Source organism: Rhizobium sp. TAL182 (genome assembly GCF_002117725.1).
GTDB lineage: Bacteria > Pseudomonadota > Alphaproteobacteria > Rhizobiales > Rhizobiaceae > Rhizobium > Rhizobium esperanzae.
This window is the reverse complement of record NZ_CP021024.1, coordinates 2,236,995-2,260,401: the sequence shown is the minus strand read 5'-3', so window position 1 is coordinate 2,260,401 and position 23,407 is coordinate 2,236,995. Positions and strand designations below refer to the sequence as shown.

The window sequence follows — 23,407 nt, the reverse complement described above, 5'->3', positions numbered from 1 at the left end:
ACTCCATCTCAGTCCTGGACGGGCCGGAACGCCGACCCTTCCCCCTTGTCCATTTGGTAAAATTGCCAGAATTCCAGGCGCCGCACAATATGTTTCGGCGCCGAGATCCGACCTTGCCGGCTTACTCCACAGTCACGGATTTCGCCAGATTGCGGGGCTGATCGACGTCGGTGCCCATGAAGACGGCGGTGTGATAGGCGAGCAGCTGGATCGGCAGCGAAAAGATCATCGGCGCGATGATTTCGTCGACGACAGGCAGGACAATCGTCGCCATGGTCGGCAGTTTGGAGGCCGCCGCACCCGCCTCGTCGGTGATGAAAATGATGCGGCCGCCGCGGGCTGCGACCTCCTGCATATTGGAAACGGTCTTTTCGAAGAAGCGGTCGTAGGGGGCAATGACGATAACCGGCATGTTCTCGTCGATCAGCGCGATCGGACCGTGCTTCAACTCACCGGCGGCATAGCCTTCAGCATGGATATAGGAGATTTCCTTGAGCTTCAGCGCGCCTTCCATGGCAAGCGGGAAGCTGGTGCCGCGCCCGAGATAAAGCACGTCCTTGCACTTGGAGAGCTCACGCGACAGGCTTTCCATCTGCGGCTGGATGAGGTTCAGCACCCGGCTCATGATACGCGGCATCTCGGCGAGATGGCGCACCAGCGCCCTCTCTTCCGCGGCGCTGACAGTGCCGCGCGCCTTGCCGGCGCCGATCGCCAGCGACGCCAGCACGGCGAGCTGGCACGTGAAGGCCTTGGTCGAGGCGACGCCGATTTCCGGGCCTGCCATGATCGGGAAGACGGCATCGGATTCGCGGGCGATCGTCGATTCGCGGACATTGACGACGGCGCCGATCTTGAGGCCGTTGTCGCGGCAATAACGCAGCGAGGCCAGCGTATCGGCGGTTTCGCCGGACTGCGAGATGAAGAGCGCTGCCTGCGAGGGCGAAAGCGGCATTTCGCGGTAGCGGAATTCCGACGCGACGTCGATCTCGACCGGCAGACGGGCATAACGCTCGAACCAGTATTTGCCGACGAGACCGGCGAGATAGGCCGTGCCGCAGGCCGAGATCGCCAGGCCGGTCGCCGCCTTGAAGTCGATCGCCGCGGCATTGGCGCCGATCGTGTTCTCGGCGAAATCGACATAATGGCTGAGCGCATGGGAGATGACCTCCGGCTGCTCGTAGATTTCTTTTTCCATGAAGTGGCGGTGATTGCCCTTGTCGACGACATAGGCGGTCGCCTGCGAGATCTGGCGGGCGCGCTTAACCTGTTTGCCGGCGAAATCCAGCACCGAGACACTATCGCGGGTGATGAAGGCGCAGTCGCCGTCGACGAGATAGGTGATCTCATTTGTGAAGGGCGACAGCGCGATGGCGTCCGAGCCGAGGAACATCTCGCCGCGGCCATGGCCGACGGCAAGCGGCGGGCCGGAACGGGCGGCCATGATCGTGCCCGGATCGGCCTTGAGCATGACGGCCAGCGCATAGGCGCCGGTCACCCGGTTCAGCATCTTCAGCATGGCGGCGCGCGGATCGAGGCCCTCGCGCAGATATTTCGCCATCAGCTGGGCGACGACCTCGGTGTCGGTCTGGGTTTCGAAGACCGAGCCCTCCTCGGTCAGTTCGTCGCGAAGCTCGGAGAAGTTTTCGATGATGCCATTATGGACGACGGCGACACCTTCGACGAAATGCGGATGGGCATTGGTCTCGTTCGGAACGCCATGCGTCGCCCAGCGCGTATGGGCGATGCCGACCAGACCCGGCAGCGGTTCTACATCCAGGCGCTTTTCCAGATTGAACAGCTTGCCTTCGGCGCGGCGGCGATCCATCACGCCCTCATGGATGGTGGCGACACCGGCGGAATCATAGCCGCGATATTCGAGACGCTTCAGCGCATCGACCAAGCGCCCGGCAACAGGCTGAGTTCCGACGATCCCCACAATTCCGCACATGCAATGTCCCCATGAGCCTCTGACAACGAGGCCAGTCCTAACGATTTTCGCTTATTTCTCAATCGCCTCGGCGGTCACTTTCAATTTCCGCCGGTTACGGAAAGCGGCCTCAAGCCTTGGCCTTCTTCGCCGCCTTGATGGCGAGCGCGCGTTCGCGCAGCAAGGATGCGCGGCCGGGCCTGATCTCCTGGCGTGCGCGGCCGAGCGCCAGCGCATCGGCCGGCACGTTGGCGGTGATGACGCTGCCGGAGCCGACATAGGCGCCGTCGCCGATCGTCACCGGCGCGACCAGCGACGAGTTGGAACCGATGAAGGCGTTTTCGCCGATCACCGTCTCGCTCTTGTTGACGCCGTCATAGTTGCAGGTGATCGTACCGGCGCCGATATTGCTGCCGGCGCCGACGACGGCGTCACCGATATAGGTGAGATGGTTGACCTTGGCGCCCTCACCGATCCGGCCATTCTTGACCTCGCAGAAATTGCCGACCTTCGAACCGCTGGCGAGGTCGGCCCCCGGCCGCAGCCGGGCGAAGGGACCGACGGTCGCACCCTCACTGATATGGGCGCCTTCGATATGCGAGAAGGCGTGAATGACGGCGCCGCTGTCGATCACCGCGCCGGGACCGAAGACCACGTTCGGCTCGATCAGCGCGTCCTGGCCGATGACCGTATCGTAGGAGAGGAACACCGTTTCCGGTGCGATCATGGTGACGCCCGCCAGCATCATCTCGCGGCGGCGGCGCTCCTGCCAGAAGCGCTCGATGACGGCGAGTTCGGCGCGGTTGTTGCAGCCGGTCATCTCGATTTCAGGCGCATCGACGGCGGTGACGCGGCCGCCGAGCGAGCGGGCGATCTCGACGAGATCGGTCAGATAGAATTCGCCCTTGGCATTGGCATTGCCGATGCGCGAGAGCAGGTCGAGCGCCTTGCGGCCGTTGATCGCCATCAGCCCGCTGTTGCACCAGGTCACCGCGCGCTCGGCATCGGTCGCATCCTTCTCTTCGCGGATGGCGATGAGTTCGCCGTCCTTGACAAGCAGGCGGCCGTAACCGGTCGGGCGGTCGGTGTGGAAACCGATGACGACGATGTCGCTGCCATCGGCAAGACCCCGGCGGGCGGCTTTCAACGGGCCGTCGGTCTGCAGCGGCACATCGCCATAGGTGACGAGAATATCGTCATAACCCCTGCCGATCGCTTCGCGCGCCGCCAGCACGGCATGGCCGGTGCCGAGCCGCTGTTGCTGCAGATAGGATTCGACGCCGACACCATCGATGCTTGCGGCCTTTGCCACCTCCTCGGCGTCGCGGCCGACGACAAGGGCAACGGAGGAAATGCCGGCGGAGGCGACTGCCTCGACGACATGGGCGATCATCGGCCGCCCGGCGACCGGATGCAGCACCTTCGATTTCGAGGATTTCATCCGCGTGCTGTCACCGGCAGCTAAGATGACGGCAAGGCAAGTACGTTCCATGATCTGCTCCGCGAATCCGCGCCATGAGGCGGCTTTGTTGCCTCATACTGCATAATTCCTGAAATCGGAATCGATTTTCGGAAGCCGCGATGGAAGGATCGAAAGTGCGTTGGCGTGCTTTGCGCGTCTCCAAAGAAGGGCAAAGTCACAGCTCAGGCAAAGCCCTTACTTAGGTGAAATTTCCGGCGAAAGCGGCTCCATGACATCAGGAGAGCCGCTGGTCGCAAAGGATTCGCGCACATGATCGCGGCCGTCCAGGATGACGACTTCCATCGCCCGGCGCGCTGCGGCGCTGTCACCGGAAGCGATGGCATCGACGATGCGCATATGGGTGTCGGCAATGTTGGCAAACCCGTTTTCGGAGGGCGGCGTGCTGATACGGAACATGCCGACGAGAGCCGCCTCGATAAGGCTGCCGAGGGTGCGCATGAAGGGATTGTGCGAGGCTTCGGCGAGCGCCAGATGAAAGTGCAGGTCGGCGAGCGCCAGGCTGTCGGCCGTATGGTCTCTCGCCGCCATCTCCTCCGCCAGCCCGCGCAGCGTCTCGATTTCCTCGGCATTGGCCCGCTCGGCGACGAGGCCAGCGGCGAAGGGTTCGACGGCAAGGCGGATATCGTAAAGCTGCAACAGGAATTCTTCCGTCACACCATTGTCGAAGTGCCAGGCGATAATCTCACTGTCGAACATGTTCCAGAGGTTCTTCTCGGTCACACGCGTGCCGACGCGCGCCTTGGCGACGACCATGCCCTTGGCGGCGAGCGTCTTCATCGTCTCGCGCAAGACCGTGCGCGACACCTTGAAGCGTTGCGCCAGTTCCGTATCGCCCGGCAAGATCGAGCCGACGGGATAGGTGCCTGCGACGATCGCCTTGCCGAGCTCGTCGACCACCTGGGCATGGCTCGTCCGGGTCCGGCGCCCTGTCTTGCGTGTCTCGATCAATTTGTTGCGCAAGCGATCCGTCTCCTCCTCAGGCATACCTCTTGTTCAGACTGGAAAGGAACAGGATCGCCTTCTGCATCAGGATGAATGCAAACAGCAGAAGGCCGATCAGGATCTTCGTCCACCAGCTCGACAGCGTGCCGTCGAAGGTGATGTAGGTCTGAATGAGCCCCTGGATCAGGATACCGATCAAGGTTCCCGCCACGAATCCCGCTCCGCCGGTCAGCAGCGTCCCTCCGATGACGACTGCCGCGATGGCGTCGAGTTCGACGCCGACCGCCGCAAGAGAATATCCAGCAGAGGTGTACAGCGAAAAAACGATTCCGGATAGGCCGGCGAGAAAACCCGACAGCGCATAGATCTGGATCGTCGTGCGGCCGACCGGCACGCCCATCAGCCGCGCGGTCTGCGGACCACCGCCGAGCGCATAAACATTGGTGCCGAAGCGGGTGCGGTGGGCAATGAAAATGCCGGCGGCGAAGACGAGAAGCATGATGGCGCCGATCAGCGTCAGCCGCCCGCCTCCGGGCAGCCGCCAATAGAGGCTCGTCAGCGTCGAATAATAGTCGTGGTTGATCGGAATGCTGTCGATCGAGAGCACAAAGGCGATACCGCGCGCCAGGAACATACCGGCAAGCGTCACGATGAAGGCCGGCATTTCGAGATAGTGGATGATCGCGCCCATGATGGCGCCGAAGGCGGTGGTGATGACGAGAACGAGCGCGAAAGCAAGAAGCGGATGGATCGAGGTATTCTGCAGGATCACCGCGAGGAAGACGCCGGTGAAGGCGATGATCGAACCGATCGACAGGTCGATGCCGCCGGAGATGATGACGAAGGTCATGCCGACGGCGGCAATGCCGAGAAAGGCGTTGTCCGTCAGAAGATTGCCGATGACGCGCGTCGATAGCATGTTCGGATATTGCAGCGTGCAGCCGGCATAGGCGAGCACGAAGATGACGATGGTCGCAAGCAGCGGCAGATATTTGGAGTTCATTTCGGCTACTCCCTTCCGCCCTGCCGGCGGCTGGCGAAGATGGCGAGCGATTGCACCGCCGGCGACTGAATGACGAGGATCACGATGATAATGACCGCCTTGATGATCAGGTTGAACTCGGGCGGAAATCCGGAGGACAGGATGCCGGTGTTGACCGCCTGGATGATCATCGCGCCGATCAGCGACCCGACAATACTGAACCGTCCGCCGAGCAGCGAATTGCCGCCGACGACGACGGCGAGGATGGCATCAAGCTCCAGCCAGAGACCGGCATTATTGGCATCGGCGCCCTTGATGTCGGCCGCGACGATAATGCCCGCGATCGAGGCGCAGAGCCCGCTCAGCATATAGACGGCCATCAGCAGCACCGGCGTCTGAATGCCGGAGAGCGTGCTGGCACGGCGGTTGACGCCGACAGCCTCAAGCAGCATGCCGAGCGCCGTGCGGCGAACGAGCAGGATGACGAGCAGGCCAACGAGCAGCCAGATGACGACCGGCATCGGCAGGAGCGCCATGGAGCCGCTGCCGAAGAAGATCAAACCGTCATCGTTGAAGGTCAGGATGGCGCCCTCGGTGATGAGCTGGGCGATGCCGCGGCCGGCCACCATCAGCACCAGCGTGGCAATGATCGGCTGGATGTTGAGGATTGCCACCAGGAAGCCGTTCCAAACGCCGCAGGCAAGCCCGATCATCAACGTCAGGAGAATCGTATAAACGACTGAATTTCCCGAAACAATAGAGGATGCGGCAACGGCACCGCAAATGGCGATGACCGCGCCGACGGAAAGATCGATGCCCTTGGTGGCAATCACCAACGTCATGCCGATTGCCAATAAAGCCACCGGCGCGCCGCGATTGAGCACGTCGATCAGGCTGCCATAGAGGCGGCCGTTTTGAACAACGACATTAAAAAACTGCGGCGACGTTATGAAATTCAAAAGAAGAATGACAACGAGGGCGACCACTTGCGGCGCCAGGCGATAGGCCAGCGCATTCCGGGAGGATTTCATGCTTCCTCCTTATGCTCGGCGGCGGCGATGGCATCGACGATGCCGGCTGCGGTGATGCGCTCGCCCGTGAGTTCAGCGATATGCTGCCTGTCGCGAAGCACGATGACACGTGAACTATAGGCGACAAGCTCTTCAAGTTCCGAGGAAATTACGATCAATGACATGCCTTCGGCGCAGAGCTGTTCGATGAGCCGGATGATCTCGGCATGGGCGCCGACATCGATGCCGCGGGTCGGCTCGTCGAGGATGAGAAACTTCGGATTGGTTGCCAGCCAGCGGGCGAGGATCGCCTTCTGCTGGTTGCCGCCGGAGAGCAGCCGGATCGGCTTTTCGCGGTCGGTGGTGCGGATGTCGAGCGCCTTGATATAGCGGTCGGCGAGCGCATTCTGCTCGGCGCGCGACAGTGGTCGGGTCCAGCCGCGGCGAGCCTGCAGCGCCAGCGCGATATTTTCCCGGATCGACAGGTCGCCGACGATGCCATCGGTCTTGCGGTCCTCAGGGCAGAAGCCGAAACCCTTTTCGATTGCAGCGCGCGGGCTGGAAAGGGTGACGGGCTGGCCATCGATCGTCGCACTGCCGCTGTCGGCATGTTCGACGCCGAACAGCAATTCGGCGGTTTCGGTGCGCCCGGAACCGAGCAGACCGGCCACGCCAACCACCTCACCGGCGCGCACATCGAGATCGAAGGGCTTGACCTTGCCGCGTTTGCCGTAGCCGGAAAAACGATACCGGACCTCGCCGGCTGCGATGCTGCGCTCCCCGACCGTCTCTTCGGCCTGGGCGAGTTCGCGGCCGAGCATCATGGCGATCAGGCCCTGGCGCGGCAGTTCGGCAGCATCGCGGGTGCCGACGAGCTTGCCGTTGCGCAGCACAGTGATTCGGTCGCTGATCGCATAAACCTGCTCGAGGAAATGGGTGATGAAGACGATGCCGAGCCCCCGCTTCTTCAGGTCCTCAATGATCCGGAAGAGCAGCGCCACTTCCTGGTTGTCGAGGCTGGCCGTCGGTTCATCGAGGATCAGCACCTTGCCGGAGAGATCGACGGCACGGGCGATGGCGACGACCTGCTGGACGGCGACGGAGAAACGTCCGAGTTCGGCGGTGACGTCGATATCGATGCCGTAGCCGGCGAGCAGTTCGCGCGCCTTGCGGTTCATCGCGCGCACGTCGGTCATACCGAACCGCCTCGGCTGGCGTCCGAGAAACAGGTTTTCGGCGACACTCAGATTGGTGAGGAGGTTGACCTCCTGATAGACGGTGCCGATACCCAGCTTCTGGGCGGCGAGCGTGTTGGCCGGATTGATTTCCTGGCCGTCGAGCACCATGCTGCCGCCGTCGCGATGATAGGCGCCTGTGATGCACTTGATCAGCGTCGATTTTCCGGCACCGTTCTCGCCGAGAAGCGCATGAACCTCGCCGCGGCGCAGCGTGAAATCCACCTTGTCCAAGGCGACGGCGCCGGGAAAAAACTTGGATATGGCCGAGGCTGCGAGAATATTCTCGTTATTGTGAACCATGAGGGCTGCTGTGTCCTGATATTGCGCCGTGCGCCCGCGCCGAGACCGGGCATGACGCCCGATCCGGCACCGGCAGTTCCGCACCGGCCCATGATGGGCCAGTGCGGTTCCAGGTTCAAATCAGTAGCCCTGACCCTTCTTCTCTTCGTAGACCTTCATCGGCTCGTCGGAAGGCGTGTAGAGCTTGGACTCAGTCTGAATCCACTTCGGCGGAGCCTTCTTGTCCTTCAGATAGGCATCGAGCGCGTCGAAGGCCGGACCAGCCATGTTCGGCGTCAGCTCGACGGTGGCATTGGACTCGCCTTCGGACATCGCCTTGAAGATATCGGGCACGGCGTCGATGGAGACGACGAGGATATCCTTACCGGGCTTCAGGCCGGCTTCCTTGATCGCCTGGATGGCGCCGACGGCCATGTCGTCGTTATGGGCATAAAGAGCGCAGATATCCTTGCCGCCGTTCTCGGCCTTCAGGAAGCTTTCCATGACTTCCTTGCCCTTGGTGCGGGTGAAGTCACCGGTCTGGCTGCGAACGATCTTGAGGTTGTCGTGGCCGGCAAGAGCTTCTTCGAAACCCTTCTTGCGGGCGATCGCCGGCGAGGAACCGGTCGTGCCCTGCAACTCGACGACGTTGCACTTCTTGTCGCCGACAGTCTTCACCAGGAAGTCGCCTGCGACTTTGCCTTCGTGAACGAGATCCGACGTAACGGCCGTCAGGTACAGATCGTCGGGGGCCTTGATGGTGCGGTCGAGAAGGATGACCGGGATCTTGGCTTCCTTGGCTTCCTTCAGAACGTCGTCCCAGCCGGTTTCGACAACCGGAGCGATCAGAATGGCATCAACGCCCTGAGCAATGAAGGAGCGCAAAGCCTTGATCTGATTTTCCTGCTTCTGCTGCGCATCGGCAAACTTCAGATCGATGCCGCGCTTCTTGGCCTGTTCCTTGGTGACAGTGGTTTCAGCCGCACGCCAGCCCGATTCCGAGCCGATCTGCGAGAAGCCGACCGTCAAGCCACCGGCCGAAGCCGAACCGAACATGCAGGCAACCAGAACCGTGGCACTCAAAAGTGCAGTCTTCAATTTCATGATATCCTCCCAATGCCGCTCCTTCGCGGCGCAGGGTCAAAAAATCATATAGTATTACTTTTGGCAATCACTTTTTTTAGCGTTACAGAAGAAAAAGGGCGCCCGCCGGGACGCCCTTGGAAGTTGCAGAAAGCCTGCGGAATTATTGCGCCGGCAGCTTGTCGTCGACACCTTCGACATAGAAGTTCATGCCGAGCAGCGTGGCGTCATCTGCCTTCTCGCCCGCCTTCAGCCAAGGCGTGCCGTCCTGCTTGTTGATCGGGCCGGTAAAGGGATGCAGCTCGCCCGATTTGATCTTGGCTTCGGTTTCCTCGGCCATCTTTTTCACGTCGTCAGGCATGTTGGTATAGGGCGCCATCTTCAGGATGCCGTCTTTCAGGCCGTCCCAGCTCTGTTCCGACTTCCAGGTGCCGTCCAGCAGCGCGTGCACACGTTTGGAGTAGTAGGCGCCCCAGGTGTCGACGATCGCCGTCAGCTGCGCCTTCGGGCCGGCTGCGATCATGTCGGACGCCTGACCGAAGGCATGGATGCCGCGTTCTTCGGCAACCTGCATCGGCGCAGTTGTATCGGTGTGCTGCGTCAGGACGTCGACGCCCTGGTCGACCATTGCCTTGGCGGCATCGGCTTCCTTGCCGGGGTCGAACCAAGTGTTGACCCAGATGACCTTCAGCTTGAAGCTCGGGTCGATCGACTTCGCACCCTGCTCGAAGGAGTTGATGCCCATCACCACTTCGGGAATCGGGAAGGAAGCGATGTAGGCGGCGCCGTGGTTCTTCGAGGTCTTGGCGGCGATCTGGCCGAGGATATAGCGGCCCTCATAGAATCGCGAGTTGTAGGTCGCGAGATTCGGGCCAGTCTTGTAGCCGGTGCCATGCTCGAACTTGACCTTCGGGAACTTGGCGGCGACCTTCACAGTCGCATCCATGAAACCGAAGGAGGTCGTGAAGATCAGCTTGCAGCCGGAGCGGGCAAGGCGCTCGATGGCGCGCTCGGCGTCCGGGCCTTCCGGGACGTTTTCGAGATAAGGCGTTTCGATCTTGTCGCCGAATTCTGCCTGGACCTGCTGGCGGCCGAGGTCGTGGGCCTGCGAATAACCGCCGTCGGTGTGCGAACCGACATAGACGAAGCAGACCTTCGTCTTCTCGGCGGCCTGAGCGGCTGAGGAGACGCCGATAATGGCGGCTGCCGAAGCGGCAAGTGTGAGTGCGAACTTCTTCATGGTAACCCCTGTTGGTTTGAAGTTATTCCGGAAACCCGTCTGTTGTTGTTGCTTTATCGCTCCGGCACGAAAGCTTTTCCAAGCGATGCCGGCGTGTTGATCATCGTCGTGCGCCGATTATGAGAAATGATGATGAGAACCACAATAGTCGCGGCATAGGGCAGCATCGACAGAAACTGAGAGGGAATGCCGAGGCCGAAGGCCTGCGCGTGCAGCTGCAGGATGGTGACCGCACCGAAGAGATACCCGCCGGCAAAAACCCGCCATGGCCGCCAGGAAGCGAAAACGACAAGCGCCAGGGTGATCCAGCCGCGGCCGGCCGACATGTTCTCCGCCCATTGCGGCGTATAGACGAGCGAGAGCTGCGCTCCGGCAAGACCGGCGCAGGCGCCGCCGAACATCACCGCCAGGTATCGCGTGCGGATGACACCGATGCCGAGCGCATGGGCCGACGTATGACTGTCGCCGATCGCTCTCAGTTTCAGCCCGGCCCGGCTGCGAAACAGGAACCAGCTGACGCCGATCACAAGCGCAATCGACAGGTAGAAGATCAGATCCTGCCTGAACAGCACATGGCCGATGACGGGAATATCCGACAGGACGGGAACGACGATCTCTTCGAGGCGAATGCCGGGAACGCTGACATAGGGCTCACCGAGCATGCCGGATGCGCCGAGGCCGAGAAGCGTAAGCGCCAGTCCCGTCGCCACCTGGTTGGCCACCAGCGTCAACGTCAGGAAGGCGAACAGCAGCGAGAACAGCGCACCCGCCGCTATGCCGCAGATGATCCCGACATAGGGCGAGCCCGATAGCTGCGCGCCGGCAAAAGCGGCAACCGCGCCCATGATCATCATGCCTTCGACGCCGAGATTGAGAACGCCGGAGCGTTCCGCCACGAGTTCGCCGAGCGCGGCGATGACGAGCGGCGTCGAGGCGGTGATAACCGTCAGCAGAATGGCTTCGAAGATGCTCATACCCCCACGCCCCTGACCCGCGACCAGACAATGCGGATTTTGTAGTAGATCAGCGTGTCGCAGGAGAGCACAAAGAAAAGCAGCAGCCCCTGGAAAACACGCGTGACCTTGTCGGAGACGCCGAGCGACAGCTGCGCCGCCTCGCCGCCGAGATAGGTCAGCGCCAGCACCAGGCCGGACGCGATGATGCCGAGCGGATTGAGCCGGCCAAGGAAGGCGACGATGATGGCGGTGAAGCCGTATCCCGGCGAGATCGCCGGCTGCAGGTGGCCGATCGAACCGGAGACCTCTGATATCCCGGCAAGGCCAGCAAGCGCGCCCGAGAAGAGAAAGCTGAACCAGATCATCTTCTTGGACGAGAAGCCGGCAAAGCGCCCTGCCCGCTCCGACTGGCCGAGGACGACAATCTCGAAGCCTTTCAGCGTATAGCGCAGCATGAACCAGACGCCGATTGCCGCGATGATGGCGAAAATGAAGGCCCAGTGGGCCCGGCCGGATTCCTCCCAGATCGCCGGCAGCACGGCTTCGGGTGCGAAATCCCGCGAGACCGGGAAGTTGAATCCCTGCGGATCGCGCCAGGCGCCGCGCACCAGCCAATCGAGGAAGAGCTGGGCGATATAGACCAGCATCAGCGATGTCAGGATCTCATTGGTGTTGAAATGGGCCTTCAACAGCGCCGGAATGGCGGCAAAAAGCGCGCCGCCGAGCGCCCCAAGCAGCAGCATCAGCGGCAGAACGAGCGGCGAATGCCAGTCGTAAAAGACGATCGGCAGATAGGAGCCGGTAATGGCGCCGATGGTGAACTGCCCCTCGGCGCCGATATTCCAGTTGTTCGAGCGGTAGCTGACGGCAAGGCCGACGGCGATCAGGATCAGCGGTGCTGCCTTGATCGCCAGCTCGTGCAGCGACCAGACCTCGAGCAGCGGCTCGACGAAGAATGCATCGAGCGCCTCGACGGGGTCTTTGCCGAGCATGGCAAACATGATGGCGCCGAAAGCGAGCGTCAGGGCAAGGGCCAGGAGCGGCGAGACGAAGGCGAAGAGCTTCGAGACGTCGGGACGTTTTTCCAGTTCAATGCGCATGGGCAGTCTCCGTGGCCGAGCTGCCCTCATGCAGGCCGCCCATCAGCAGGCCGATCTTTTCGCGGGTGAGTTCGCCGGCCGGATAGGGCCGGGAAAGGCGCCCCTCGGAGATGACGGCGATATCGGTTGCCACTTCGAAGATTTCGTCAAGGTCCTGGCTGATGACGACGACGGCGGAGCCGGCCTTTGCCAGATCGACGAGCGCCTGGCGAATGCGGCTTGCGGCTCCCGCATCGACGCCCCAGGTCGGCTGGTTGACGACGAGGACGGCCGGCTGGCGGTCGAGCTCGCGGCCGACGATGAATTTCTGCAGATTACCGCCGGAGAGCGAGCCGGCGGCGGGATCATCACCGCTCTTGCGGACATCCATCGCCTCGGAAATGCGCCGCGCCGCAGACTTTACCGCGCCCTGTCTGATGATGCCGAGCACGCCCAGAAAGGCTTTGCGATCCGACTGGCTGCGGGCCAGCACCAGATTGTCGGACAGCTTCATGGCGGAAACGGCCGCATGCCCGTGCCGCTCCTCCGGCACGAAACCGGCGCCGAGCAGGCGACGGGCGGTAATGCCCTCAGTGCCCACCGGCTTCTTGCGGATGATGATCGCTTCGGCGGAGGCAACCGGATACTCGCCCGACAGCGCGTCGAACAGCTCGCTCTGGCCGTTGCCCGCCACACCGGCAATAGCCAGGATCTCACCCGAACACACCGTCATGGAGACGTCGCGCAACGGCATGGCAAAGGGCGTGCGCGCGGCAACCGACAGGTTCGAAACGGCAAGCTGCACCTCGCCCCTGTCGCTGCGCTCGGGATGGGTGACGGTCGCCACTTCGCTGCCGACCATCATGCGGGCGAGCGAAGCAGGGGTTTCCTGCCTGGGATCACAGGCGCCGGTCACCCGACCATGGCGCAGCACGGTGGCGCGATCGCAGATGCGCTGCACCTCCTCCAGGCGATGGCTGATATAAAGAACCGAACGGCCCTCGGCGCGCAGTTTGAACAGCGTCTCGAACAGCTTGTCGGCTTCCTGCGGCGTCAGCACCGAGGTCGGCTCGTCGAGAATAATCAGCTTCGGGTTCTGCAGCAGCGCCCGAACGATCTCGATGCGCTGGCGCTCGCCGACGGAGAGATCGGCGACATGGGCGTGCGGATCGAGCGGCAGGCCGTAGGCGTGCGACAGCGCCCTCGCCTCCGCGGCGATCCTGTCGATCGGGATGGCGTCCTCGAGCGACAGCGCGATGTTTTCGGCCACCGTCAGCGCCTCGAATAGCGAAAAATGCTGAAAGACCATGCCTATGCCAAGCTTGCGGGCTTGGCCCGGCGAGGTGATGGCGACCTGTCTGTCTTCCCAGCGGATCTGACCGTGCGTCGGCTCCAGCACGCCGAACAGCATCTTGACCAATGTGGATTTGCCTGCGCCATTCTCGCCGAGAAGTGCATGAATTTCGCCCGGCGCGATGTCGAGATCGATGTCATTGCAGGCGGCAAAGCCACCGAAAAACTTCGTCAGCTTCTGGACGGATAACAACGCACCGGAATCCGGCACATTCAATGCAGACACGTTCCCCTCATTTCTTCTGCCGACCGGTCCGTTCGGATCTCATGGAATCAGCAGCGTCGTTCCTGTTGTTTTTCTTGCTTCCAGATCCGCGTGAGCCCGCCCAACCTCAGGCAACGGATAGGTTTGGTTGACATTGATACGCACTTTGTTGCTTTGCACAACATCAAATAGCGCCTTTGCACTGTCGTCCAATTCCTGCCGCGTGGCGATATAGGCGAAGAGCGACGGCCGCGTCGCGAAGAGCGAACCCTTCTGAGCCAGCATGGCGAGGGTGAAATTCTCGATCGGCCCGGAAGACTGGCCGAAGGAGGCAAAAAGGCCGCGCGGCTTCAGGCAATCGAGCGACTGTGGAAAAGTGTCCCGGCCGATCGAATCATAGACGACATCGACACCCTTGCCGCTCGTTATTTCGCGGACGCGGCCGACAAAGTCTTCGCTCTTGTAGTTGATCACATGGTCGTAGCCATGGGCCAGCGCCAGCTCGATCTTGTCCTCGGAACCGGCCGTGCCGATGACGGTGGCGCCGAGCGCTTTTGCCCATTGGCCGGCGATCAGGCCGACTCCGCCGGCGGCAGCATGGAACAACAGCACCGTCTGCGGACCGACGTTGAAGGTGCGGTTCAAGAGATATTCGGCAGTCATGCCCTTCAGCATCATCGCCGCTGCCGTTTCGAGCTCTATGCCGTCAGGCACATGCACCAGATGGCGCGCCTCGATATTGCGCTCGACGCTATAGGCGCCGTCGGCGCTGGCATAGGCGACACGGTCGCCGAGCTTGAAATCGGCAACATCAGGCCCGACCGCCGTCACTGTTCCGGCGCCCTCCTTGCCGGTGACAAAGGGAAAGTGCGGCACCTTATAGGAGCCGTTGCGAAAGTAGACATCGATGAAGTTGAGGCCGATCGCCGCCTGCCGGATCTGCACCTCGCCTGCCGCCGGTGGCGGAAGATCGATCTCGACATAGTCGAAAACATCAGGTCCGCCCGTCTGCGAGAATGAAACCGCATGCGTCTTCGTCATATTGCCTGTCCTAAGCTTCGCGTCCAAGGGAGGGGAAGAATTGCAGCACCGCGCCGATGACGTAAAGATACAGCCCGGTCACGATAAAGAGAATGAGCGCCCATTCCGGCGTTTCGAAATGCATCAGCAGCGAATAGACACCGAGCGCCGACCACAGCAGGAAGACGCCGAGATTGAGCGGGCGCAGTCGTTTCACCCGGACCGGGTGGAGAAAATTGATCGGCAGGAAGGTCAGCACCACCGAAATCGTCACGACGACAAGCGCCGTCGTCGCACTCGCATCGATGACGAACAGGGTGAAGACGATCATGTTCCAGACGACAGGAAAGCCGGAGAAGAAATACTCGTCGGTCTTCATGCCCATATCGGCGTAATAGATGGCGCTGGAGACGACGATCATGCCTGCGGCGACGAAGGACCATGGCTCGCCGATCATGCCGCTCTGATAGAGGGCGAAGGCCGGCAGCAGCACATAGGTGACGTAATCGATGATATTGTCGAGCGTATCGCCCGACCAGTTCGGAAGCACTTCCTTCACCCGTACTTTGCGGGCGATCGGCCCGTCGATGCCGTCAACGAGAAGCGCCAGACCCAGCCACCAGAACATGTCGATGAAGCGATGCTCGGCGGCGGCAACGACGCCGAGAAAGGCGAGGAACGAGCCGGACGCCGTCAGGATATGAACGGAAAAGGCGCGCATCTCGGCGTAAGGAACACGCTTGTAGTTGAAAATCTTCATAGTCCCCCGACCGCCTGTCGCGCTCGCCCCGGCAAGCGTGTTTTTTTCGCCATCATCACCGGACCCTGTTCCTGAATCGGGTTGGGTTCGACGCCGTAGGTCTTTGTTGTCGCACCGCTTTTGCCGAAAATCAGCATTACGCTGCGGTCCGCCGCTCTAATATGCATCCTTTGCCCGGCTTCGCCAGCGGGAAATATGACATTCTCCGCTCGCCATTGAATCCTGACAATGACATGCATATTTCCCTTCTGAAGCGTCGCGTGGAATGGAATGCCTTTAATTCCGGCCGGATTTGTAATATCTCGCTCCCAATCCGACAGTTCATCCGACGAATACGGGATCCGCTACCGAAATGAACGCGCCTGCAAAGACCGAAGACTTCGCATCGTCCATCCCCGCCGGCGTCTACGCCGAGACGGTGCTTGCCGTGACGCATTACACCGACCGGCTCTTCCGCTTCACGATGACCCGGCCGCAGGGCTTCCGTTTCCGTTCCGGCGAATTCGCGATGATCGGCTTGATGGTCGAGGGCAAGCCGGTTTTCCGCGCCTATTCGATCGCCAGCCCCGCCTGGGCCGAGGAGCTGGAATTCTTCTCGATCAAGGTGCCGGACGGCCCGCTGACCTCGCATCTGCAGGCGATCAAGCCCGGCGACCAGGTGCTGATGCGCAAGAAGCCGACGGGCACGCTGGTGCTCGATGCGCTGACCCCCGGCCGTCGCCTCTACATGTTCTCGACGGGAACGGGCGTCGCGCCTTTCGCCAGCCTGATCCGCGATCCCGAGACCTACGAGAAGTTTGAGGAAGTCATCCTCACCCATACGACCCGCGATGTCGCCGAACTGAAATACGGCTTCGACCTGGTGCATGAAATCCAGAATGACGAGCTGCTGAAGGAGGTTGTCGGCGACAAGCTGCGCCATTATGCGACCGTCACCCGCGAAGACTTCGAATATCGCGGCCGCATCACCGACCTGATCTCGTCAGGCAAGCTGTTTACCGATCTCGGCGTGCCGCCGCTCGATCCGGCAATCGACCGCGGCATGATCTGCGGCTCCTCGGCCATGCTGAAGGACACCAAGGAACTGCTCGAACAGGCCGGCCTCAATGAAGGCGCCAACAGCAAGCCCGCCGAATTCGTCATCGAACGCGCTTTCGTCGGCTGAGATTTTCCCGATAATCAAATCAGGCGGCGGCTCCGGAAGCGGGGCCGTTTCTATTTTTGGGCGAGATAGTCGATCAGCTCCGCCATGGCGGCGCGCGCCTCCTTCGGCCTGCCCTGCTGAATGGCGCGAATGACGGCAACGTGCAACGCGATGGCGCGATCCATGCGCTCCGGACTTGCGGTGGAGTACCAGAGGCGGCGCGAATGCGTCTGCACCGGGGCGAGTGCTGCCATGATAAAGCCGTTCGGGCAGGCATCCTCGAGAATTTCATCGAACGCCTTATCGGCGGCAAAGAAGCCGGCAAGATCGCCGGTCACGGCACATTCCCCCATCCCGCGAGCGCAGTCGCCGAGGCGTTCACGCTGCTCGTCGGTCGCATGTTCTGCGGCTAATGCGGCCGCGATCGGCTCCAGCTCACGGCGCACCTGCATGACATTGCGATGATCCTCCGCTGCGATTTCGGCCACCTGCAGCCCAACGCGCGGCTTGACGAGGATCAACCCCTGCCAGGCAAGCTTCTGGATCGCCTCGCGCACCGGTGTTCGCCCATGGCCTGCCAGATCGATCAGCTGCTTTTCGGTGACGAGCGCGCCCGGCTGCAGCGCCAGGGTGACAATCAGGTGCTCCAGCGCGAGATAGGCACGATGGCTTTGTGACGTCTGCATGCCGAAAATCCCGCCGAACTGATATATCACATAGTGGCACGGTCAAAAACCGGTGACAAGTCGCCATTGAAATATCAAAAAAGAGACAAATAGATAACAGCGCCATGGCTTCGGGGACTCAGGCGTCTACGCTCCGAAGGAACTCATTGGCCGCCCCACCCTCCGTCCTGCTCGGCCTTGAGCCGAGCATCCACATCTTAAGGCCGAGGAGGACGGAGAGTGCGGTTGGCCTTCTCGCCAACTCGCTCGCCTACAGAGGCATTTTCCGATGACGCATTTATCATGCGTCACTCGTGCCGCAGCGCCTCGATCGGATTGAGCTGGGCTGCCCGTCTCGCCGGAAAATAGCCGAAAATCATGCCGATTGCCGCGGAGAAAAGAAAGGCGACGGCGACCATCATCGGGCTGAAGACGAAGGGCACTTTCAGGAAAGTCACCGCCACCAGGCCGAGGCTCAAGCCCAGCACGATGCCGGTGATGCCGCCGAAGAGCGAGAGCGCCACCGCCTCGACCAGGAATTGGGTGAGCACCTGGTTTTCGAGCGCACCGATTGCGAGACGAATGCCGATTTCGCGGGTCCGCTCGGTGACGGAGACCAGCATGATGTTCATGATGCCGATGCCGCCGACAAGCAGGCTGATGGCGGCGACGGCGCCGAGCAGGCCGGTGAGCAGCGTCGTCGTGCCGGTCATCGCCTCGGCGATCTGCGTCATGTCGTTGACGTTGAAATCGTCCTGCCGGCCGGGAATAATCTTGCGGCGTTCGCGCAGCAGATTTTCGACATCGGCCTGCACCTTGGCCGTGGGCACACCGTCGCGCGCCGAGATGATGATCTGCGGCACGTTGCTGTTGCCGCTGATGCGCCGCTGGAACACCTTGACCGGCATGATGACCACGTCGTCCTGATCGGTGCCCATGCCGGACTGGCCGCGCTTGGCAAGCACCCCGATGACGGGACAGGAAACCTTGCCGACGCGGATCTGCTGGCCGATCGGATCGCCGGCGCCGAAGAGCTGCGAGCGAACCGTCTCGCCGATAATGCAGCGGGACTGGCCGCGCTCTTCGGCGGGGGTGAAAGTGCGGCCGAGCGCCAGGCTCCAGTCCTGCGCGGTGAAATAGTCGTTGGTAGTGCCCGAGACGCTGGTCGAATGGTTCTGGCCGCCAAATATCACCGTTGCCGTCGACTGGTTGAGCGGCGCCACCGCCCTCAAGCCGCCGATCTGGTCGCGGATGGCGGCGACATCCTTGACGCTGAAGCGCTTGGCCTCGGAACTCGCCCGGCCGGGGCCGAACTGGCCGGGACGGACGAACAGCATGTTGGTGCCGAGCCGCGACAGTTCGGTCGAAACCTGTGCCGTCGTGCCGTTGCCGATCGTCACCAGCGCGATGACGGCGGCAACGCCGATGACGACGCCGAGCACGGTGAGGAACGAACGCAGCATGTTGCGGCTGATAGCGCGCAGCGCGAGCTTCAGCGTCTCAAAGAACATGATCCGCCCTCCTCCGATGCTCCAGCTCCGTCTCGAGCTTGCCGTCGACGAAGCGCAGCAGCCGCCCGGCATAGGCGGCGATATCGGGCTCGTGCGTGACCATGACGATGGTGATGCCCTGCTCGCGGTTCAGCCGCGTCATCAGATCCATGATCTCGACGCTGGTCTTGGTGTCGAGGTTGCCCGTCGGCTCGTCGGCGAGCATCAGCGCCGGTTCGGTGACGATGGCGCGGGCGATGGCGACGCGCTGCTGCTGACCGCCGGACAGTTCTTGCGTCTTGTGGTGCTCACGCCCGGTGAGGCCGACCAGCGCCAGGGCCTCACGCGCCCGTTCACGCCGCTCGCGCACCGCCATGCCGCGATAGATCAATGGCAGCTCGACATTCTCGACCGCCGAGGTGCGCGACAACAGGTTGAAACCCTGGAAGACGAAGCCCAGCATGTGGCGGCGCAACAGCGTCAGATGGCTGCGGTCGAAGCCGCTGGTCGGAACGCCCTGGAAGATGTAATCGCCCGATGTCGGCACGTCGAGGCAGCCGAGAATGTTCATCGCCGTCGATTTGCCGGAGCCTGACGGCCCCATGATCGCGACGAACTCATGGGCATCGATCGCAAGATCGACATGGTCGAGCGCGCGAATCGCCGCCTCGCCCTCGCCGTAGATTTTCGAGACCTTCCTGAATTCGATCAGCGGCGGGTTTGTCATCCGTGTCTCCGCCTAATTCGTCCGCACCGTGGCGTCGGTCACCAATGCGTCATCTGCCTTGAGGTCGCCGGAGACCACCTGGGTGAACTGGCCGTCGGACGAACCGACCTGGATAATGACGGGCGCGGCGCGGCCGTTGCGCAGCACCCAGACGCGGCGCTGCGCTCCGGTCAGCATCTCACCGGAATTGCCGCCGCGCCGGCGTGGCGGCCCGAAGATCCCGAGAATGCCGCGTCCGCGCCGTTCCGCCTGCGGCGGGGCATAACGCAAGGCGGCGTTCGGCACCATCAGCGTATCCTTGACGGCCTCGACGGTGATGTCGGCGGTCGCGGTCATGCCAGGGCGCAGCAGCAGGTCAGCATTGTCGACCGAGAGCACCGCCTTATAGGTCACCACGTTGTTGACCACTTCGGAGGCGAAGCGGATCTGCTCGATCTCGGCGGGGAAGGACCGGTCGGGATAGGCATCGACGGTAAATTTCGCCTTCTGGCCGACGGCGATCTTGCCGACGTCGGCCTCGTCGACATCCACCTGCAGCTCCATCTTCCTGAGATCGCCGGCGATGGTGAAGAGAATTGGCGCCGAAAGCGAGGCCGCGACGGTGGCGCCCGGATTGACGGACCGGGTGAGAATCACGCCGTCGATCGGCGAGACGATCTTTGCCTTGGCGAGATTGACCTCGGCAAGCTGCAGGTCGGCCTCCGAGGCGAGAACCTCGGCTTCGTTGATCTGTTTGGCGGCGACGGCGGAATCATATTTGTAGGTGGCGTCGTCGAGACTCTGCTGGGTGGAGACATTGCTCCTGACCAGGCTCTTCAGCCGCTCGAGCGAGGTGCTTGCCGATTCGAGATCGGCATTGGCCTTGGCGACATTCGCCTTGGCCGAATTGACCTTGGCGCGCGAGCTCTTCACATCCGCTTCGAGCTTGTTGGTGTCGAGCAGCGCCAGCACGTCGCCTGCCTTGATCGTGCTGTTATAATCGACGTTGACGTCGCGGACGGTGCCGGAAAGTTCGCTCGATATGTCCACCTGCTCGGTCGGCTGCACCGAACCCGTGGCTGTGACGAGTACCGTCAGGTCGCCGCGTTTTACCGGCTGGGTGGCGTAGCTCACTTCGCTTTCCCCCCGGCCAGCATAGAAGTATGCGGCACCCGCGGCGGCAGCGAGGATGATCAGCAGAACGAGCAGACGCCCGCGCCAGCGGCCCCGCTTGTTCTGCCTTGCCGACGCGGCAAGAACCGCTGCGAGGTCGGGCGCCGCGCCGGCCTTTGCTCCGGTTTCGTCGCCGCTTACGATTTTGTTCATGTCATCCTCGATCAGTCAGTGGCCGCATCGGCCTGCAATGAAATAATCACACCGCAGATGAACCGGGAATTAGCGTTGCCGCCGAACTGGCACGGAATTGCGGACAGGTGAAATGAAATATTGGTAAGAAAACTCAAGTTTCCGCACGGCGGAGCCTATCGCGCAAAATTCTGCAGTGCTTTCGCGCTCCCGACAGGCAGCAATTGCCGACGGTCAATCGGCATCCTCGGCATGTTGCCCGGCACCCGGCAGTGGATGCAGCCACAGTTCGCGCCGCTTGATCCAGACTTCATGGCTCGGCTCAAGATCCGTCGGCGGGCTATCGAGCGAGCCGAGGCGGATTTCCACCGCCGCCTCCTGAAGGCAGAAAAGCCTGCTGCCGCAGATGGGACAGAAGCTGCGACCGGCGAAAGTGGCAATCTCGCCGCTATGGGAGAAAGCCGAGCGAGGCCAGAGCGCAAAGAAGACGAATGCGGAGCCGCTCGATTTGCGGCAATCGGCGCAGTGGCAGAGGCCGACGCCAAGCGGCTCGCCCTTCACTCGGTAGGCGATCGCTCCGCAAAGGCAGCTTCCCGTTCTGATGCTCATGGACTGCCGTCAGGAGTCGAGCTTGGTGGGGAGTCGCGGCGGGCGCCGCTTGGCCGCCATCAACAGGTCGAGCTCGGTGGCGGAGGGGCCAAATTTGTCATAGAGGCGCTTGGCCTCCTTGTCGTCCAACCGGTATTTTCTGGCAAATTCGCTCATGCTGTAGGGGCGGCCACGCAACACTCTTCGCGCCGGGGTCGCCGTTTTCGGTGCGTCGGTCATGGTTTTCTCCTTTCCTCAGCTTCCCTGTAAGTTAGAGCGGCCCATCTATTTGAAAAGAGTCGAGCGGCCTCGGCGGGGCCGTCAACCGGGACGGATGCGGCTGATTTTCCTGGAACCTTTTTGCCGAGAGACGGTTTTCGAAGCGAGGCTGCGGGCCGCGCCAAGCGGACGCGGCGGCGCTGGAGAACATCGGGATTTTTCCGCTTTCTCCCGATGGCCAACGAAATGGCAGGCGAGCTCCCTACCCGCCCGGTCCGCTTCCTCATCCTCATTCTCGGGTGAGATCACGAAATGTTAAAATGCGGAACGCATGCGCCGGGGCGAGGTTGTCAAGACGAGGTCGACGTGGCCTCAGTTCAAAACCAAGGAGAAACCAAATGGCAAACCAAGGTGGTACCCATGAACAGCACGTCAAGGCTGGGCAGCAGAGTCACAAGAACGACTCCAATACCCGCAGCGCCTCTTCAGGCAGCCGCGACGCGCAGTCCAGCGGAACCCGCGGCGGCAGCCATGAGCAGCATGTAAAGGCTGGTCAACAAAGTCACAAGAACAGCCACTAAAGCTGTCGCGACATGAAACTCGGCCCGCGCCCTCCATTCCGGCGCGGGCTTTTTGTTTCAAGACAGACGCCGGCCGTCCTCACCGAAGAGGTGGAGAACCTGGGGGTCCAGATGCAGCGGCAGGCTGTCGCCCGATTTCATCTTCTGCTGGCCCGCAAAGACGGCGATCAGCTTCTTGCCGGCGGCTTCGGTGTGGACGACGGTTTCAGAACCCAGCTCCTCGACAAGGGTGATCCGCGTGTCCAGCCTGGCTGCGGCGGCTGCATCGGCGAGGCTGATGTGCTGTGGCCGGATGCCGATACTGATCCTTTCGCCCACGGGGCCCGTCTCCTTGGCAATGACGGAAAGACGGTGGCCGCCGACGGTTTCGACTTGCGCGAAACCGTCCTCGTGACCCACGATCGAGGCTTCCAGAAAATTCATGTGCGGCGCGCCGATGAAACCGGCGACGAAGCGGTTGGCCGGCTTGTTGTAGAGTTCCAGCGGCGTTCCCACCTGCTCGATCCTGCCGCCTCTGAGCACGACGATGCGGTTTGCGAGGGTCATCGCCTCGACCTGATCATGGGTGACGTAGATCATCGTCGCCTTCAGGCGGGCGTGGAGCGCGGCGAGTTCGGCGCGCATGCTCACCCGTAGCTCGGCATCGAGATTGGAGAGCGGCTCGTCGAGCAGGAAGGCATCCGGCCGGCGGACGATGGCGCGGCCGATCGCGACGCGCTGGCGCTGGCCGCCGGAGAGCTGGCCCGGACGGCGCTGCAGAAACGGCTCGATCTCCAGCATGCGGGCGGCGTCAGCGATGCGTGCTTCGATCTCGGCCTTCGCCACCTTGGTGTTCTCCAAGCCGAAGGCAAGGTTTTCGCGTACGCTCATATGCGGATAAAGCGCATAGGACTGGAAGACCATGGCAAGGCCGCGGTCGGCCGCACCGATCGCGGTGACGTCCTTGCCGTCGATGGCGATACTGCCGCCTGTGGGCTTGTCGAGACCGGCGATCAGGCGCAGCAACGTCGATTTTCCGCACCCGGACGGGCCGACGAAAGCGACGAACTCGCCGTCATTGACCTCAAGCGAGACATCGCGGATGACCTCGACGGCGCCGAAATTCTTGACGATGTTCCTGAGCTCGAGTCCGCTCATGCACTCTCCTGTTTC

Annotated in this window: 23 protein-coding genes; 2 read left to right on the top strand and 21 right to left on the bottom strand. The window is 62.0% G+C overall.

What is annotated here, in order from left to right:
- Positions 1-121: 121 nt before the first annotated feature.
- From glmS to Tal182_RS11310, 14 genes are all read right to left on the bottom strand, one after another.
- Entirely contained in the window at positions 122-1,948 is a 1,827-nt protein-coding gene (gene glmS, locus Tal182_RS11375; protein WP_085859496.1) for a glutamine--fructose-6-phosphate transaminase (isomerizing), read from the bottom strand.
- 109 nt (positions 1,949-2,057) lie between these two features.
- On the bottom strand, positions 2,058-3,419 hold the full coding sequence (gene glmU / locus Tal182_RS11370) for a bifunctional UDP-N-acetylglucosamine diphosphorylase/glucosamine-1-phosphate N-acetyltransferase GlmU (RefSeq protein ID WP_085859495.1): 1,362 nt from the start codon (positions 3,417-3,419) through the stop codon (positions 2,058-2,060).
- Between the two features lie 165 nt (positions 3,420-3,584).
- Positions 3,585-4,370 (bottom strand): FadR/GntR family transcriptional regulator, encoded by a 786-nt coding sequence (locus Tal182_RS11365; RefSeq protein ID WP_085860909.1) that lies wholly within the window; start codon positions 4,368-4,370, stop codon positions 3,585-3,587.
- Between the two features lie 16 nt (positions 4,371-4,386).
- Positions 4,387-5,355, bottom strand: coding sequence for a galactofuranose ABC transporter, permease protein YjfF (gene yjfF / locus Tal182_RS11360; RefSeq protein ID WP_064802549.1), 969 nt, complete (start codon positions 5,353-5,355; stop codon positions 4,387-4,389).
- A 5-nt stretch (positions 5,356-5,360) separates the two neighbouring features.
- Positions 5,361-6,365: an ABC transporter permease gene (locus Tal182_RS11355; protein WP_085859494.1), complete on the bottom strand. Its 1,005-nt coding sequence runs from the start codon at positions 6,363-6,365 to the stop codon at positions 5,361-5,363.
- Positions 6,362-7,882, bottom strand: coding sequence for a galactofuranose ABC transporter, ATP-binding protein YtfR (ytfR, locus tag Tal182_RS11350; RefSeq protein WP_085859493.1), 1,521 nt, complete (start codon positions 7,880-7,882; stop codon positions 6,362-6,364). Before ytfR ends, Tal182_RS11355 begins: the two co-directional genes overlap by 4 nt.
- Positions 7,883-8,002: 120 nt before the next feature.
- Positions 8,003-8,965: a galactofuranose ABC transporter, galactofuranose-binding protein YtfQ gene (gene ytfQ / locus Tal182_RS11345; protein WP_064802543.1), complete on the bottom strand. Its 963-nt coding sequence runs from the start codon at positions 8,963-8,965 to the stop codon at positions 8,003-8,005.
- A 142-nt stretch (positions 8,966-9,107) separates the two neighbouring features.
- A complete protein-coding gene (locus Tal182_RS11340; protein ID WP_064802541.1) occupies positions 9,108-10,184 on the bottom strand; it encodes a BMP family ABC transporter substrate-binding protein in 1,077 nt (358 codons plus the stop codon).
- A 53-nt stretch (positions 10,185-10,237) separates the two neighbouring features.
- Positions 10,238-11,158: an ABC transporter permease gene (locus tag Tal182_RS11335; RefSeq protein ID WP_085859492.1), complete on the bottom strand. Its 921-nt coding sequence runs from the start codon at positions 11,156-11,158 to the stop codon at positions 10,238-10,240.
- A complete protein-coding gene (locus tag Tal182_RS11330) occupies positions 11,155-12,240 on the bottom strand; it encodes an ABC transporter permease (protein ID WP_064810373.1) in 1,086 nt (361 codons plus the stop codon). Before Tal182_RS11330 ends, Tal182_RS11335 begins: the two co-directional genes overlap by 4 nt.
- Complete coding sequence (locus Tal182_RS11325) at positions 12,230-13,798, bottom strand: ABC transporter ATP-binding protein (RefSeq protein ID WP_085859491.1); 1,569 nt, start codon at positions 13,796-13,798, stop codon at positions 12,230-12,232. The genes Tal182_RS11330 and Tal182_RS11325 overlap by 11 nt, the downstream gene beginning before the upstream one ends.
- A 39-nt stretch (positions 13,799-13,837) precedes the next feature.
- Entirely contained in the window at positions 13,838-14,818 is a 981-nt protein-coding gene (locus tag Tal182_RS11320) for a quinone oxidoreductase (protein WP_085859490.1), read from the bottom strand.
- Between the two features lie 10 nt (positions 14,819-14,828).
- Positions 14,829-15,557, bottom strand: coding sequence for a phosphatidylcholine synthase (gene pcsA, locus Tal182_RS11315; protein WP_064802532.1), 729 nt, complete (start codon positions 15,555-15,557; stop codon positions 14,829-14,831).
- Complete coding sequence (locus tag Tal182_RS11310) at positions 15,554-15,796, bottom strand: hypothetical protein (RefSeq protein ID WP_064810370.1); 243 nt, start codon at positions 15,794-15,796, stop codon at positions 15,554-15,556. The genes pcsA and Tal182_RS11310 overlap by 4 nt, the downstream gene beginning before the upstream one ends.
- 113 nt (positions 15,797-15,909) lie before the next feature.
- On the opposite strand from Tal182_RS11310, the gene Tal182_RS11305 reads away from it, so the two are divergent.
- Positions 15,910-16,722: a ferredoxin--NADP reductase gene (locus Tal182_RS11305; RefSeq protein ID WP_004673785.1), complete on the top strand. Its 813-nt coding sequence runs from the start codon at positions 15,910-15,912 to the stop codon at positions 16,720-16,722.
- A 50-nt stretch (positions 16,723-16,772) separates the two neighbouring features.
- Here the strand turns inward: Tal182_RS11305 and Tal182_RS11300 are convergent, their stop codons facing one another.
- The 6 genes from Tal182_RS11300 to Tal182_RS11275 form a co-directional block, all read right to left on the bottom strand.
- The gene (locus tag Tal182_RS11300) at positions 16,773-17,387 is read right to left on the bottom strand and encodes a GntR family transcriptional regulator (RefSeq protein WP_085860908.1); all 615 of its coding nucleotides are present in this window, start codon (positions 17,385-17,387) and stop codon (positions 16,773-16,775) included.
- Between the two features lie 287 nt (positions 17,388-17,674).
- On the bottom strand, positions 17,675-18,877 hold the full coding sequence (locus Tal182_RS11295; RefSeq protein ID WP_085859489.1) for an ABC transporter permease: 1,203 nt from the start codon (positions 18,875-18,877) through the stop codon (positions 17,675-17,677).
- Positions 18,867-19,583 carry an ABC transporter ATP-binding protein gene (locus Tal182_RS11290; protein ID WP_085859488.1) on the bottom strand — a complete coding sequence of 239 codons (717 nt, stop codon included), beginning with the start codon at positions 19,581-19,583 and terminating at the stop codon, positions 18,867-18,869. Before Tal182_RS11290 ends, Tal182_RS11295 begins: the two co-directional genes overlap by 11 nt.
- A 12-nt stretch (positions 19,584-19,595) precedes the next feature.
- On the bottom strand, positions 19,596-20,888 hold the full coding sequence (locus tag Tal182_RS11285) for an efflux RND transporter periplasmic adaptor subunit (protein ID WP_085859487.1): 1,293 nt from the start codon (positions 20,886-20,888) through the stop codon (positions 19,596-19,598).
- Between the two features lie 213 nt (positions 20,889-21,101).
- Positions 21,102-21,476: a GFA family protein gene (locus tag Tal182_RS11280; protein ID WP_085859486.1), complete on the bottom strand. Its 375-nt coding sequence runs from the start codon at positions 21,474-21,476 to the stop codon at positions 21,102-21,104.
- A gap of 9 nt (positions 21,477-21,485) precedes the next feature.
- Positions 21,486-21,695 (bottom strand): hypothetical protein, encoded by a 210-nt coding sequence (locus Tal182_RS11275; RefSeq protein WP_064708964.1) that lies wholly within the window; start codon positions 21,693-21,695, stop codon positions 21,486-21,488.
- Between the two features lie 377 nt (positions 21,696-22,072).
- Here Tal182_RS11275 and Tal182_RS11270 point away from each other — a divergent pair, with 377 nt between their 5' ends.
- Positions 22,073-22,255, top strand: coding sequence for a hypothetical protein (locus tag Tal182_RS11270; protein ID WP_064810365.1), 183 nt, complete (start codon positions 22,073-22,075; stop codon positions 22,253-22,255).
- A gap of 57 nt (positions 22,256-22,312) precedes the next feature.
- Here the strand turns inward: Tal182_RS11270 and ugpC are convergent, their stop codons facing one another.
- Positions 22,313-23,392 (bottom strand): sn-glycerol-3-phosphate ABC transporter ATP-binding protein UgpC, encoded by a 1,080-nt coding sequence (gene ugpC, locus Tal182_RS11265; protein ID WP_085859485.1) that lies wholly within the window; start codon positions 23,390-23,392, stop codon positions 22,313-22,315.
- Between the last annotated feature and the right edge of the window lie 15 nt (positions 23,393-23,407).

Coding starts and splice junctions, on each gene's coding strand:
- Tal182_RS11305 (WP_004673785.1), top strand. CDS start 15,910: ATGAACGCGCCTGCAAAGACCGAAGACTTCGCATCGTCCATCCCCGCC.
- Tal182_RS11270 (WP_064810365.1), top strand. CDS start 22,073: ATGGCAAACCAAGGTGGTACCCATGAACAGCACGTCAAGGCTGGGCAG.
- ugpC (WP_085859485.1), bottom strand. CDS start 23,392: ATGAGCGGACTCGAGCTCAGGAACATCGTCAAGAATTTCGGCGCCGTC.
- yjfF (WP_064802549.1), bottom strand. CDS start 5,355: ATGAACTCCAAATATCTGCCGCTGCTTGCGACCATCGTCATCTTCGTG.
- glmS (WP_085859496.1), bottom strand. CDS start 1,948: ATGTGCGGAATTGTGGGGATCGTCGGAACTCAGCCTGTTGCCGGGCGC.
- Tal182_RS11340 (WP_064802541.1), bottom strand. CDS start 10,184: ATGAAGAAGTTCGCACTCACACTTGCCGCTTCGGCAGCCGCCATTATC.
- Tal182_RS11290 (WP_085859488.1), bottom strand. CDS start 19,583: ATGACAAACCCGCCGCTGATCGAATTCAGGAAGGTCTCGAAAATCTAC.
- glmU (WP_085859495.1), bottom strand. CDS start 3,419: ATGGAACGTACTTGCCTTGCCGTCATCTTAGCTGCCGGTGACAGCACG.
- Tal182_RS11300 (WP_085860908.1), bottom strand. CDS start 17,387: ATGCAGACGTCACAAAGCCATCGTGCCTATCTCGCGCTGGAGCACCTG.
- Tal182_RS11275 (WP_064708964.1), bottom strand. CDS start 21,695: ATGACCGACGCACCGAAAACGGCGACCCCGGCGCGAAGAGTGTTGCGT.
- Tal182_RS11355 (WP_085859494.1), bottom strand. CDS start 6,365: ATGAAATCCTCCCGGAATGCGCTGGCCTATCGCCTGGCGCCGCAAGTG.
- Tal182_RS11330 (WP_064810373.1), bottom strand. CDS start 12,240: ATGCGCATTGAACTGGAAAAACGTCCCGACGTCTCGAAGCTCTTCGCC.
- Tal182_RS11310 (WP_064810370.1), bottom strand. CDS start 15,796: ATGCATGTCATTGTCAGGATTCAATGGCGAGCGGAGAATGTCATATTT.
- Tal182_RS11280 (WP_085859486.1), bottom strand. CDS start 21,476: ATGAGCATCAGAACGGGAAGCTGCCTTTGCGGAGCGATCGCCTACCGA.
- Tal182_RS11335 (WP_085859492.1), bottom strand. CDS start 11,158: ATGAGCATCTTCGAAGCCATTCTGCTGACGGTTATCACCGCCTCGACG.
- pcsA (WP_064802532.1), bottom strand. CDS start 15,557: ATGAAGATTTTCAACTACAAGCGTGTTCCTTACGCCGAGATGCGCGCC.
- ytfQ (WP_064802543.1), bottom strand. CDS start 8,965: ATGAAATTGAAGACTGCACTTTTGAGTGCCACGGTTCTGGTTGCCTGC.
- Tal182_RS11295 (WP_085859489.1), bottom strand. CDS start 18,877: ATGTTCTTTGAGACGCTGAAGCTCGCGCTGCGCGCTATCAGCCGCAAC.
- Tal182_RS11320 (WP_085859490.1), bottom strand. CDS start 14,818: ATGACGAAGACGCATGCGGTTTCATTCTCGCAGACGGGCGGACCTGAT.
- ytfR (WP_085859493.1), bottom strand. CDS start 7,882: ATGGTTCACAATAACGAGAATATTCTCGCAGCCTCGGCCATATCCAAG.
- Tal182_RS11285 (WP_085859487.1), bottom strand. CDS start 20,888: ATGAACAAAATCGTAAGCGGCGACGAAACCGGAGCAAAGGCCGGCGCG.